The sequence below is a fragment of the Flagellimonas flava genome (assembly GCF_900129665.1).
Lineage (GTDB): Bacteria > Bacteroidota > Bacteroidia > Flavobacteriales > Flavobacteriaceae > Flagellimonas > Flagellimonas flava.
Genome location: NZ_FQWL01000010.1, coordinates 1 through 11973, shown reverse-complemented (window position 1 = coordinate 11973; position 11973 = coordinate 1). Strand labels below are relative to the sequence as shown.

The 11973-nt window shown below is 43.1% G+C and carries 12 protein-coding genes; 11 read left to right on the top strand and 1 reads right to left on the bottom strand.

The features are described from left to right. Positions 1–47 precede the first annotated feature (47 nt). The 11 genes from BUC10_RS17010 (at position 48) to BUC10_RS16960 (ending at position 9863) form a co-directional block, all read left to right on the top strand. On the top strand, positions 48–1304 hold the full coding sequence (locus BUC10_RS17010; RefSeq protein WP_073181915.1) for a choice-of-anchor B family protein: 1257 nt from the start codon (positions 48–50) through the stop codon (positions 1302–1304). 8 nt (positions 1305–1312) lie between these two features. Further along, positions 1313–2653: a hypothetical protein gene (locus tag BUC10_RS17005; RefSeq protein WP_073181912.1), complete on the top strand. Its 1341-nt coding sequence runs from the start codon at positions 1313–1315 to the stop codon at positions 2651–2653. Between the two features lie 118 nt (positions 2654–2771). Continuing rightward, a complete protein-coding gene (locus BUC10_RS17000) occupies positions 2772–3101 on the top strand; it encodes a HesB/IscA family protein (protein WP_073181910.1) in 330 nt (109 codons plus the stop codon). A gap of 39 nt (positions 3102–3140) precedes the next feature. Beyond that, positions 3141–4586: a Fe-S cluster assembly protein SufB gene (sufB, locus tag BUC10_RS16995; protein WP_073181908.1), complete on the top strand. Its 1446-nt coding sequence runs from the start codon at positions 3141–3143 to the stop codon at positions 4584–4586. A 29-nt stretch (positions 4587–4615) separates the two neighbouring features. Beyond that, positions 4616–5368 (top strand): Fe-S cluster assembly ATPase SufC, encoded by a 753-nt coding sequence (gene sufC, locus BUC10_RS16990; RefSeq protein WP_073181906.1) that lies wholly within the window; start codon positions 4616–4618, stop codon positions 5366–5368. A gap of 61 nt (positions 5369–5429) precedes the next feature. Beyond that, complete coding sequence (gene sufD, locus BUC10_RS16985; RefSeq protein ID WP_073181904.1) at positions 5430–6746, top strand: Fe-S cluster assembly protein SufD; 1317 nt, start codon at positions 5430–5432, stop codon at positions 6744–6746. A gap of 3 nt (positions 6747–6749) precedes the next feature. Then, on the top strand, positions 6750–7976 hold the full coding sequence (locus BUC10_RS16980; protein WP_073181902.1) for an aminotransferase class V-fold PLP-dependent enzyme: 1227 nt from the start codon (positions 6750–6752) through the stop codon (positions 7974–7976). Between the two features lie 71 nt (positions 7977–8047). Next, positions 8048–8470: a SufE family protein gene (locus BUC10_RS16975; RefSeq protein ID WP_073181900.1), complete on the top strand. Its 423-nt coding sequence runs from the start codon at positions 8048–8050 to the stop codon at positions 8468–8470. 6 nt (positions 8471–8476) lie between these two features. Further along, positions 8477–8806 (top strand): DUF59 domain-containing protein, encoded by a 330-nt coding sequence (locus tag BUC10_RS16970; RefSeq protein WP_073181898.1) that lies wholly within the window; start codon positions 8477–8479, stop codon positions 8804–8806. Between the two features lie 93 nt (positions 8807–8899). Next, positions 8900–9262, top strand: a complete 363-nt coding sequence (locus tag BUC10_RS16965) for a four helix bundle protein (RefSeq protein WP_073181890.1) — start codon at positions 8900–8902, stop codon at positions 9260–9262. A gap of 97 nt (positions 9263–9359) precedes the next feature. Next, positions 9360–9863 carry a DUF2480 family protein gene (locus BUC10_RS16960; RefSeq protein ID WP_073181888.1) on the top strand — a complete coding sequence of 168 codons (504 nt, stop codon included), beginning with the start codon at positions 9360–9362 and terminating at the stop codon, positions 9861–9863. A 111-nt stretch (positions 9864–9974) separates the two neighbouring features. Here BUC10_RS16960 and BUC10_RS16955 read toward each other — a convergent pair whose 3' ends face one another. Further along, positions 9975–11540: an IPT/TIG domain-containing protein gene (locus BUC10_RS16955; protein WP_073181886.1), complete on the bottom strand. Its 1566-nt coding sequence runs from the start codon at positions 11538–11540 to the stop codon at positions 9975–9977. Positions 11541–11973 lie beyond the last annotated feature (433 nt).

Sequence of the window (11973 nt, the reverse complement as noted above, 5' to 3'; positions counted from 1 at the left end):
ATAATTATAAAATGGTATCTTTAAGATGAACTTAAAATTGCTTTGAAATGATGAGACCTGCTTTGGCCATGCTCCTCATCGCCTTTCTGGTGATGGGTTGTTCCAATGACGATGCCCCAACAAACAACGGTCTTGGAAATGGCAATAACGGATCTGATGTTGGAACCGGTGAGGTCACAAGGGGACTCACCCCCTGTGAAAGTGGCACTGCCGCTATTTTTTCCTGTGATGGCTATGACCTTTTATTACAAATGGATCTGTCCGCATTTGCTGGAAATGCCGGAAACGATATTTGGGGCTGGACCGATAGCCAAAACAATCGGGAATATGCCCTAATTGGTCTTGACAATGGGACCTCATTTGTTGATATAACCGATACCGATAATCCGGTCTATCTTGGCAAACTTCCAACAGCAACATCATCCAGTACATGGCGTGATCTTAAAGTATACGGCAATCATGTCTTTGTGGTTGCAGAGGCACCAAACCACGGAATGCAGGTCTTTGACCTGACCAGATTGAGGGATGTGGCCGACCCACCGCAAGTTTTTACCCATGATGCCAGATATACCGGAATTGGTAACGCTCATAACATCGTAATCAATGAGGACATGGGTTTCGCGTATCCGGTTGGCACGGCCAGAAATGATGCCTTCAGTGGAGGTGTCCATTTTATAGACATTCAGAATCCAACAAGTCCTACTGGGATAGGGGGCTATGGAGCCAACGGGTATACCCATGATGCACAGGTGGTCACCTACCAAGGTCCAGACACGGACTACACCGGGCGCGAGATTTTTATCGGCGCCAATGAGAATCAAATTGCCATTGCCGACATTACCGACAAATCCAATCCGGTGGAAATAGCTACCCTGGGATATTCCAATATTGGGTACACCCATCAAGGATGGTTTACAGAGGACCAACGTTATTTTATTCTTGGGGATGAACTCGATGAAACGGATTTTGGATTCAATTCACGGACTCTTGTTTTCGACTTTTCCGATTTGGAAAGCCCACAATTACACACTACCTATTTGGGCCCAACAGGAGCCATTGACCATAACGGTTATGTATTGGGGGATGAATTTTTTCTGGCCAATTATACGGCCGGACTTCGCGTGCTGGATATTTCAGATATTGAAAACGAGAATATCACCGAAACAGCTTTTTTTGACACCTATCCTTCCAACGATACTGCAGGGTTTCAGGGAGTATGGAGTGTTTATCCCTATTTTTCCAGCGGTAAGATCATTGTCAACGATATCAATTCGGGACTGTTCGTACTTCAAAAATCCAATTAGTACATGCTATGAAAAAATTGTTTGGATGTTTGTGTGCGCTACTAACGGTGGCATGTACTTCTGATGATTCCCAAACCCCGCCCTTGGTGCAAAAAACATTTTTGGGAGAGCTTGATTGGGTGAAAAACTTTGGAGGCAGTGGTGAAGATACCGCCCAGTCGGTAATACAGACCACGGACGGAGGCTATGCGGTTCTTGGGTTTAGCAATAGTATGGATGGAGACCTGTCCGGCAAGACCACCGATGTAAATGACTATTGGTTGGTAAAGCTGGATGCCGATGGGAATCTGCAATGGGATAGAGCCTATGGGGGAACCAAGGATGATCGTGGGCAATCTGTCATTCAGACCTTGGATGGAGGATACGCCATTGTGGGTTATGCCATGAGTGATGACGGGGATGGAAGCAATAATGAAGGATTTCATGACAATTGGATTTTACGCTTGGATGCTTCCGGAAATATACTTTGGGAAAAAAGCTTCGGATTTTCAGGGCATGACCATTCCTATGATGTGGTCGAGACCACCGATGGCGGCTTCTTTTTTGCTGGATTTTTGGATGTGACCTCGTCGGGGGGAGCGGGCAATGAAGGGAAGGGCAGTTATTTGACCCGTCATGGCGTAGGCGAGTTTTGGGGGACCAAATTGGATGCCAATGGCAATCTGGAGTGGCGAAGGTATTTTGGCGGGACCAACAATGATCGATCCTATGGGGTGTTGCAAGCTGATGACGGGGGATTTGTGCTGGCAGGAGCTTCAGAGAGTGACGATTTTGACATCACCGACCCCAAGGGAAGCTACGACTTCTGGGTCGTGAAAGTGAGCGATCAGGGCGAGATGCTTTGGCAAAAATCGTTTGGAGGAACCGGGATAGACAAAGCCTATGCGATCGCTAAAACCCTCGATGGGGGATACGTGGTAACAGGCAATACCTTTAGCACAGATGAAGATGTTTCCGAGAACAAGGGTGAATCTGATGTTTGGTTGGTCAAGGTTGGCAGCAATGGCGACTTGCTTTGGGAGAAAAGTTATGGAGGCACAGCTTTTGATGCTGCGCAAGCGGTTAGGTCAACTTCTGATGGTGGCTTTGTCATAGCGGGAAATTCCAAAAGTTTGGATGGGGATGCTTCCCAAAACAATGGAGAGAACGATCTCTGGATTTTACGCACGGATGCCCAGGGAAACCTCATTTTTCAACAGACATTTGGTGGCACGGGAATCGACTTCGGTTTTGATGTTTTGGAAAATGGGGATGGCAGCTTGATTCTGGTCGGGGAAACTGCAAGTGATGACTTTCCATCCTTGGAATCTAAAGGGCTCACCGATATGGTGGTCATCAAAATAAAATAACTTTCCAGTTCTATAGATAACCCCTATTGGATCATTCGTTATTATAATGTTAGGAAATGAGGTTAAACCCTACTTATAACCTATATTTGTAAGCTATTTAGAACTAATCCAAGTAAGAATGATTAAGGTTTCAGAAACAGCCAAAAAAAAGGTGGCGACTTTGATGGAAGAAGAGGGCTTTGATTCCACTACCGACTTTGTTCGTGTTGGTGTCACAAGTGGTGGATGCAGTGGATTGTCCTATGAGTTGAAATTTGATAAATCTGCAGGCGAAACCGACAAGGTTTTTGAAGATAATGCAATTCGCATCTTAGTGGATAAAAAGAGCTTTTTGTACTTGGTGGGAACCACTTTGGAATATTCGGGTGGATTGAATGGCAAAGGCTTTGTATTCAACAATCCAAATGCCCAGCGCACTTGCGGATGCGGAGAGAGTTTTTCACTCTAAAATTGTTAATGGACCTCAGGTCATTGATTCATTGAGCGTATGGCTTACACAGAAGAAGAGTTAAAAAAAGAATTGGAAACCAAAGAATATGAGTATGGTTTCTATACCGATATCGAATCCGAAACTTTTCCCAAGGGACTGAGCGAGGATATTGTTATTGCCATTTCACAAAAAAAGCAGGAGCCGGAGTGGATGACCGAATGGCGGTTGGAAGCTTTCCGGGTCTGGAAGCAAATGGAAGAACCGGAATGGGCCAATGTCAACTATGAAAAACCCAATTTTCAGGACATTTCTTATTATTCCGCTCCAAATAAAAAGCCCAAGTATAATAGCTTGGATGAGGTAGACCCAGAATTGCTGGATACCTTCAAGCGTTTGGGAATTTCGTTGGACGAACAAAAGAAATTGGCAGGTGTGGCCGTGGATATTGTCATGGACTCGGTTTCCGTAGCTACCACATTCAAGAAAACCCTTGCCGAAAAAGGGATTATTTTCTGTTCCATTTCCGAAGCGATTCAAGAGCATCCAGAATTGGTGAAGAAATACATCGGGACCGTGGTTCCCCAAAAGGATAATTTTTATGCTGCCCTGAACTCGGCGGTGTTTTCAGATGGGTCTTTCTGCTACATTCCAAAAGGTGTGCGATGTCCCATGGAGCTTTCTACCTATTTTAGGATCAACCAGGCTGGGACCGGACAGTTCGAAAGAACTTTGGTAATCGCCGATGAAGGAAGTTATGTGAGTTATTTAGAAGGTTGCACGGCGCCGTCACGAGATGAGAACCAGTTGCATGCCGCAGTTGTGGAATTGATCGCCTTGGACGATGCAGAGATTAAATATTCTACGGTACAGAATTGGTTCCCAGGGGATAAGAACGGAAAGGGTGGCGTTTTCAACTTTGTTACCAAAAGAGGCCTTTGCGAGAAAAATGCCAAGATTTCATGGACTCAGGTAGAAACCGGTTCCGCAGTGACTTGGAAATACCCATCCTGCGTACTTAAAGGAGATAATTCCATTGGAGAATTTTATTCGATTGCTGTAACGAACAACTTTCAGCAAGCAGATACGGGTACCAAAATGATCCACTTGGGAAAAAACACTAAGAGCACTATCATCTCCAAAGGAATTTCAGCTGGACAATCGCAGAATAGCTATAGAGGTTTGGTGCAAGTGAACAGTCGCGCCGAAAATGCAAGAAACTTTTCACAGTGTGATTCACTGCTTATGGGCAACCGATGCGGTGCACACACCTTCCCATATATTGAGGCGAAAAACAAATCGGCTCAAATAGAACATGAGGCCACAACCAGTAAAATTGGGGAGGACCAAATTTTCTATTGCAACCAAAGGGGAATCGATACGGAAAAGGCCATTGCATTGATCGTAAACGGATTTAGCAAGGAGGTACTGAACAAACTGCCCATGGAGTTTGCGGTAGAGGCCCAAAAATTGTTGGAAATCAGCTTAGAAGGATCAGTAGGATAATTACCTAAAATAAAATTGAGTAGAACACCATGTTAGAAATAAAGGATTTACACGCTAGCGTAGAGGATAAAAAGATTTTGAAGGGAATCAACCTTCAGGTCAAGGCCGGGGAAGTTCATGCAATCATGGGACCAAACGGTTCCGGTAAGAGTACCTTGGCTTCAGTAATTGCAGGGAAAGAGGAATTTGAGGTCAAAAAAGGGAGCGTTGCCCTGAATGGTGAGGATTTGGAGGAGCTTTCTCCCGAGGAAAGAGCCCATCAAGGAATCTTTCTTTCATTCCAATATCCGGTTGAAATACCCGGGGTTACCGTGACCAATTTCATGAAGACGGCCATTAACGAATCAAGGAAAGCTCGTGGATTGGAGGATATGCCCGCCAATCAGATGTTGAAATTGATTCGGGAAAAATCGGAACTATTGGAAATCGACCGAAAGTTTTTGTCCCGTTCCTTAAACGAAGGTTTTTCAGGAGGAGAGAAAAAACGAAACGAAATTTTCCAAATGGCCATGTTGGAACCAAAGCTTGCTATTTTGGATGAGACCGATTCCGGTTTGGATATTGATGCCTTGCGCATAGTGGCCAACGGGGTAAACAAGCTGCGTGGTGGAGAGAATGCCATTATCGTAATTACCCACTACCAAAGATTATTGGAATATATCGTTCCAGATTTTGTCCATGTATTACACGATGGCAAGATCGTAAAATCCGGTACCAAGGAATTGGCGCTGGAGCTTGAGGAAAAAGGATACGACTGGATAAAGCAGGAGACGGTTGTATAGGAAAAAGAATTGAGATTTCAGACATTAGATTTCAGAGCACTGATAACTGAACACTGATTATATGGATTTAAAAGATAAATTACTTTCTTCATTTATAGCCTTTGAGAATAACGTGGATTTGGATCATCCAGTTCATGAGGTTCGTTCCGAGGCTATCAAGAATTTTGAGACCAAGGGCTTCCCGTCCAAAAAAGACGAAGCTTGGAAATATACTTCCTTGAACAATATCCAAAAAGTGGACTTCAGTGTTTTTCCTAAAAAGGAAAGTGCTTTGGAGTATAGGGATATCAAAAAGTATTTCCTTCATGAGATAGACACTTATAAAATTGTGTTTGTGGATGGAGTATATAGTTCTTACCTCTCTGAGACCACGCACGATGGTGTTGATGTTTGTTTGATGAGTGCCGCTTTGACCAAACCACAATACAAACAGGTTATTGATGTATATTTCAATAAGGTGGCCTCCAAGGATGAAACCTTGACCACTTTGAACACGGCATTTAGCAAAGAAGGTGCTTATATCTACATTCCAAAGAACAAGGTGCCCAAGAAGCCCATTCAGATTGTTCACTTTGCGACAGGAAACGAGGCCGCTTTGATGTTGCAGCCCAGAAACTTGGTCATTGCCGAAGAAAATGCGGAGGTTCAGATCATAGAGCGGCACCAAAGCTTAACCGAGAATGAGGTATTCACCAATTCGGTAACGGAGATTTTTGCGGCCAAGGATGCCAATGTGGATTATTATAAGGTTCAGAACGACGCCAAGACGGCTTCTCTTGTTGATAACACCTATATTTCACAAAAAGATAATAGCGTAGTACGGGTACATACCTTTTCCTTTGGCGGAAAGTTAACCCGAAACAACCTTAATTTTTATCAGAATGGTGAGCGTATTGACTCTATCCTAAAAGGGGTCACGATTTTAGGTGACAAGCAACATGTAGACCATCATACCCTGGTGCACCATGCGCAGCCTAATTGCGAGAGCCATCAGGATTACAAAGGTATTTTTGGGGAAAAATCCACCGGGGTTTTCAATGGAAAAATCATTGTGGACAAGATTGCCCAGAAGACGAATGCCTTTCAGCAGAACAATAATATCTTGATCAGTGATAAGGCCACCATCAATACCAAACCGCAGTTGGAGATTTTTGCGGACGATGTAAAATGCTCCCATGGATGCACCATTGGTCAGTTGGATGAAGATGCACTTTTCTATCTACAGTCACGGGGAATACCAAGGAAGGAGGCCACAGCTTTGTTAATGTACGCCTTTGCCAATAACGTTTTGGAAAGTGTTCGCATCCCGGAGTTGAAGACCAGGATCAATAAGATTATCGCCAACACTTTAGGAGTTCGTGTTGGGTTTGAGCTGTAGTTCATGATAAAGGAAGCGTTGGACATACAAAAAATCCGAAAGGATTTTCCCATCCTGCAGCGTCAAGTGAACGGAAAGCCTCTCGTGTATCTGGATAACGCCGCTACTTCCCAGACCCCGCAGCAGGTAATCGATGTTATTGTAGAGTACTATCAACGGTACAATGCCAATATCCATCGCGGGGTGCATACCTTGTCCCAAGAGGCCACGGATGCCTATGAAGCAGCAAGGAAGAAAATCCAAACCCATTTTAATATTGCAAAAGCCCATGAGGTCATTCTGACATCTGGGACTACCCACAGTATCAATTTGGTAGCCAACGGGTTTACCGCATTTGTAAAGGAGGGTGATGAGATTTTGGTTTCAGCCATGGAACACCACTCCAATATAGTGCCCTGGCAGATGCTTTGCGAGCGCACGGGTGGAGTTCTGAAAGTGATTCCAATGGACCTTAATGGGGAATTGGTCATGGAGGAATACCATAAACTTCTTTCCGATAGGACCAAATTGGTGTTCTGTAACCATGTATCCAATGCTTTGGGGACTATAAATCCCATAAAAGAAATTATCGACGCCGCACACCGGATGGGAGCTGCAGTCTTGATTGATGGAGCTCAAGCGGCACCCCATATTAAAGCGGATATGCAAGATTTGGATGTAGATTTCTATACCGTGTCTGCCCATAAAATATGTGGACCTACGGGTGTTGGAATGCTTTATGGAAAGGAAGAATGGCTGAATAAGCTGCCACCGTACCAAGGCGGGGGAGAAATGATTGCTGAGGTTACCTTTGAGAAAACGACCTATGCCGATTTGCCCCATAAATTTGAAGCGGGGACACCAAATATCTGTGGGGGCATTGCCTTTGGCGCTGCACTGGATTATATGAATTCCATAGGATTTGCGGCTTTGGCGCACTATGAAGAGGAGTTGCTAAAGTATGCCACGGAACAATTGTTGGATATTGTGGGCTTGAAAATTTACGGAACTTCGGAGAACAAGACTTCGGTGATTTCATTCAATATTGAAGGTATTCATCCGTATGATATTGGAACCATTTTAGACAAGTTGGGCATTGCCGTGCGTACCGGACACCATTGCGCCCAGCCTATTATGGATTTCTATGGGATACCAGGCACTGTTAGGGCAAGTTTTAGCTTTTATAATACCAAAGATGAAGTGGACGTCTTGGTGGAAGGCGTAAAGAAGGCCAGGAACATGCTGCTCTAGTCTAAAGTTATCTTTCTCTTAAAGAATTGATTGACAGGAAACCGAGTCGTACTTTTGAACAAAATTTATAGATGACCATAGCAGAAATACAGGAAGAGATCGTTGATGAGTTTTCCATGTTTGATGACTGGATGCAGCGCTACGAATATATGATCGAACTGGGCAAGTCCCTTCCTTTGATAGAAGATCAATATAAGACCGAAGATAACATCATCAAAGGATGCCAGAGCAAAGTTTGGGTGCATGCCGAGCTTGACCAGGATAAATTGGTGTTTACAGCAGATAGTGATGCAATCATTACCAAGGGAATCATTGCGATTCTTATCAGGGCGTTTAGTAACCAAAGACCGCAAGATATCATTGATGCCAATACTGAATTTATTGATGAAATCGGGTTGAAAGAACATTTGTCCCCTACCAGGGCCAATGGTTTGGTAAGCATGATCAAGCAATTGAAATTGTATGCTGTGGCATATCAGACACAATTGAATTAGAATACAATGAGCGAAGAAACAACTATAGACACCCAAGAACTCGGCGAGAAAATCGTTGGAGTATTGAAGACCATTTACGATCCAGAAATTCCCGTGGACATTTACGAATTGGGTTTGATCTACGACGTATTCGTCAATGAGGATTATGATGTTAAGATATTAATGACCTTGACATCACCGAATTGTCCTGTTGCCGAGACACTTCCAGTGGAGGTAGAGGAGAAGGTAAAATCTTTGGACGCGCTGAACGATGTGGAAGTGGAAATCACCTTTGACCCTCCTTGGACCCAGGATTTGATGAGCGAGGAAGCGAAGTTGGAGTTGGGATTGTTGTAAATTTTCAGACATCAGACTTCCAAAAAAGAGTAACAAATTAGAATCAAATATTGATATCATAACCTCGGATATCCTAAAATAGAAGATACTATTATGGATAAGGGGTTTGAACAGCTGGTTTCTTGGCAGCGGGCCAGAAAACTGAACAAAGAAATTCATAGGTTGACCAGTGGAAGTTCCTTTTCTTGGGATTTTGCTTTACAAGATCAAATTAGAAGAGCTTCCATTTCTGTTTCTTCCAATATAGCAGAAGGTTTCGGAAGAAAGTCAAAAAAGGAGTTCATTTACTTTTTAAATGTTGCCAAGGCTTCATGCTACGAAGTAAAATCGCAGTTGTATTTGGCCATAGATGCCAATTATATAACAGCAAAGGATTTTGAAAAGACCTATGCAATTTGTGAAGAAATATCCAAGACCATTTACGGGTTGATCCAGCATTTAAAAAACAAGAACTAACTTTGTATATCAGATAACAGAGGTCAGAAATCAGACATTAAAACCATGAGAACTTACTACTGATTACTGACGACTGAATTCTGAACTCTTACAACCGATGGAAGAAATAAGAAACCGCGTAGCTGAAAGCAAACTAATCACCTTTGACCTTGAGGATTTCTACCAAGAAGGCCGCAGGGAAGTTGTGGATATTAAAGATTGGCTGTATGAAGGTTTTATTCTTCGGGAAAAGGAATTTAGATTTCACTTGGATGAACAAGACTGGTCTAATTACCAAGATGCCTATGTGGCCTTGACCTGCTCCACGGACGCGATTGTACCCGGCTGGGCTTTTATGCTGGTAGCCTCCAAGCTTACCCCCTTTGCAAAAAAAGTAGTGGTGGGGAATTTGGAAACTTTGGAAACTTCGTTGTACCAAGAACAACTTTCCCAACTGGACTTGGAACCTTTTAAGGAAAAACCAGTGATCATCAAAGGCTGCTCCAACAAACCCGTACCGGAAAACGCCTATATCTTGGCCATGACCCAAATACAGCAGGTTGCCAAAAGTGTAATGTATGGTGAGGCTTGTTCTGCGGTGCCGCTTTATAAAAGGAAATAAAAAAGCCGCCCTTTGGGCGGCTTTTTTGGTAAGAAAGGAATTTTTGCAACCTTGCGTTGTAACCTGAGGTGTATTTTGTTTCAGAAGGACACTTGAACGAACACATGATGGTTATTTTATAATAATGGATTTAGCGCGGGCGTCGTTAATTCCATCTCCAGCAATTATGGATTTTTCCCCATTAACCCACTTTACTGCAAAAGATTTAAAACCATCATTTAAATCGTAACCAACAGCAATAACTTTGGAATTATAATAGAAAATTGAATTGACTGAAGAGTCCACTCCAGAGTCATCAAGATCTTGGTAAGAATCATTATTCCAAATGGCACCTTGCATATGGTCTCCAAGTTGGCGGCCACCTACGAAAATAGTGCCACCGTCTACGATAATGGATGAGGCATAAGCATATTGTGAAGAAGATGGTAAAATATGGGGCTGTCCTTCTTCCCATACTGTAGGATAGTCTCCATTATCATTACTTTGCCTTCCCAAGATGTATACTTGTGTTCCGTCAACATAAATATCACTGGAAAACGACTCATTGTCCATATTGCTTGTTTCCAGCTGTGTTTCATTTTCTTCGTTTTCCCATACTCTAGCTTTCCACGCACCATTAATTTCTTGATGCCCTACAATATATCTTGTGCCATTTTCACTTATGGCAATTGCGCTGGCGTTGGCGTCACTACCCTCTGGATGGGTGAGAGGGGTAATCGCGACCAATTCCCCATTAACAAGTTTCCATAATTTTGCAACTTTATCATTTATGTTAATTCTTTTTTCGTCCCCAACCACGTATACAAAATCATCATCTGCCGCTAAAGATCTTCCATACGCATCTCTGGTCCCGTCCGTCAAATCTAGTTCGGTAATATCTTCCCCCTGAATAGTCCATAATTTGGCTATTCTATTAAGATTTCCACCATACCCTGCAACATAGATTGTAGTACCTTTTATGATGGCTTCTTCTGCGGTGGCATCTTCGGTGCCATCATTAAGATCATGAGCTACACCATTGATCCAAAGTGTTGGGATATCATAGGTTCCATTATTGACATATCCTGTTATAATTTCACTTGAATTTACATCTACATCAACCGTGGCTGAAAGTTCTGCCATGGTGACCTCAATTTCTGCACTGCCAGCTTGCAAGGCAACCAAATCCCCTTCCTCATTAATGGCAACAATGTCAGGATTGTTGGATTCGATTTGAAAGGAAGAACCATTTGGAAACTCATCCAAATTGGTGATCTCTGGAAATTCCGAAGTGTCCAAGGTGTGCATTTCCAAGGTGGTTGCGGCCAGTTCAATGGCATCTGGCCCAGAAACCTCCTCGGTTACGGTAAATACATTGGTGCTTTTGACCTCTACACCATCTATGGTCACGGAAATTTTCCCGGTTTGGGCACCTTCAGGCACAAAGGCCATAAGCAGATTGCCTGAAGCTGCGACACTGCTAATTTCGGCATCAACACCATTAAATTTTACCGAAATGTTCTGATTGGTAAACTTGGTCCCATTTATGGTCACTAGTGTTTCTGGTGGTCCACTTGTTGGGGTAAAAGTTGTTATTGTGTGTTCTACCGGTGGTGTGGAATCATCATCTTTTTTGCAGGCCACAATCAAAAGGCTGGCCAAGAGAACAAGTGAGGCGAAGTAGACAATTTTTTTCATTTTAAATGTTTTATGGTTAAAGAAGCAAGAAACTTGATTGTGGGCATTGGTAGGTTCGCCAATTGACGGATGCCCTGTTTGGATTGACGGATGGGGGTTTTGGGTTAAGGGTTTATGGGTAAAAGGTTAAGGGAGTGGGAATTGAAAATGGGAAATTGAAAATTGTTCTATTAGTAGTCAGTAGTCAGTAGTCAGTAGTCAGTAGTCAGTAGTCAGTGGTCAGTGGTCAGTGGTCAAAGTTCAGTAATCAGAAATCAGTGGTTGGGAATTAGGCATTGAACTTAGATTTGAGCTTGTTTTCTTGTGGATTAATGGTAAAAGGTAATTGGTGTGGAATTGAAAATTGTTTTGTTATTAGAACTCAGAACTCAGAACTCAGAACTCAGAACTCAGAACTCAGAACTCAGAACTCAGAACTCAGAACTCAGAACTC

Excerpts from the sequence above, each read along its gene's own strand:
- BUC10_RS17010 (WP_073181915.1), top strand. The coding sequence starts at position 48 with ATGATGAGACCTGCTTTGGCCATGCTCCTCATCGCCTTTCTGGTGATG.
- BUC10_RS17005 (WP_073181912.1), top strand. The coding sequence starts at position 1,313 with ATGAAAAAATTGTTTGGATGTTTGTGTGCGCTACTAACGGTGGCATGT.
- BUC10_RS17000 (WP_073181910.1), top strand. The coding sequence starts at position 2,772 with ATGATTAAGGTTTCAGAAACAGCCAAAAAAAAGGTGGCGACTTTGATG.
- sufB (WP_073181908.1), top strand. The coding sequence starts at position 3,141 with ATGGCTTACACAGAAGAAGAGTTAAAAAAAGAATTGGAAACCAAAGAA.
- sufC (WP_073181906.1), top strand. The coding sequence starts at position 4,616 with ATGTTAGAAATAAAGGATTTACACGCTAGCGTAGAGGATAAAAAGATT.
- sufD (WP_073181904.1), top strand. The coding sequence starts at position 5,430 with ATGGATTTAAAAGATAAATTACTTTCTTCATTTATAGCCTTTGAGAAT.
- BUC10_RS16980 (WP_073181902.1), top strand. The coding sequence starts at position 6,750 with ATGATAAAGGAAGCGTTGGACATACAAAAAATCCGAAAGGATTTTCCC.
- BUC10_RS16975 (WP_073181900.1), top strand. The coding sequence starts at position 8,048 with ATGACCATAGCAGAAATACAGGAAGAGATCGTTGATGAGTTTTCCATG.
- BUC10_RS16970 (WP_073181898.1), top strand. The coding sequence starts at position 8,477 with ATGAGCGAAGAAACAACTATAGACACCCAAGAACTCGGCGAGAAAATC.
- BUC10_RS16965 (WP_073181890.1), top strand. The coding sequence starts at position 8,900 with ATGGATAAGGGGTTTGAACAGCTGGTTTCTTGGCAGCGGGCCAGAAAA.
- BUC10_RS16960 (WP_073181888.1), top strand. The coding sequence starts at position 9,360 with ATGGAAGAAATAAGAAACCGCGTAGCTGAAAGCAAACTAATCACCTTT.
- BUC10_RS16955 (WP_073181886.1), bottom strand. The coding sequence starts at position 11,540 with ATGAAAAAAATTGTCTACTTCGCCTCACTTGTTCTCTTGGCCAGCCTT.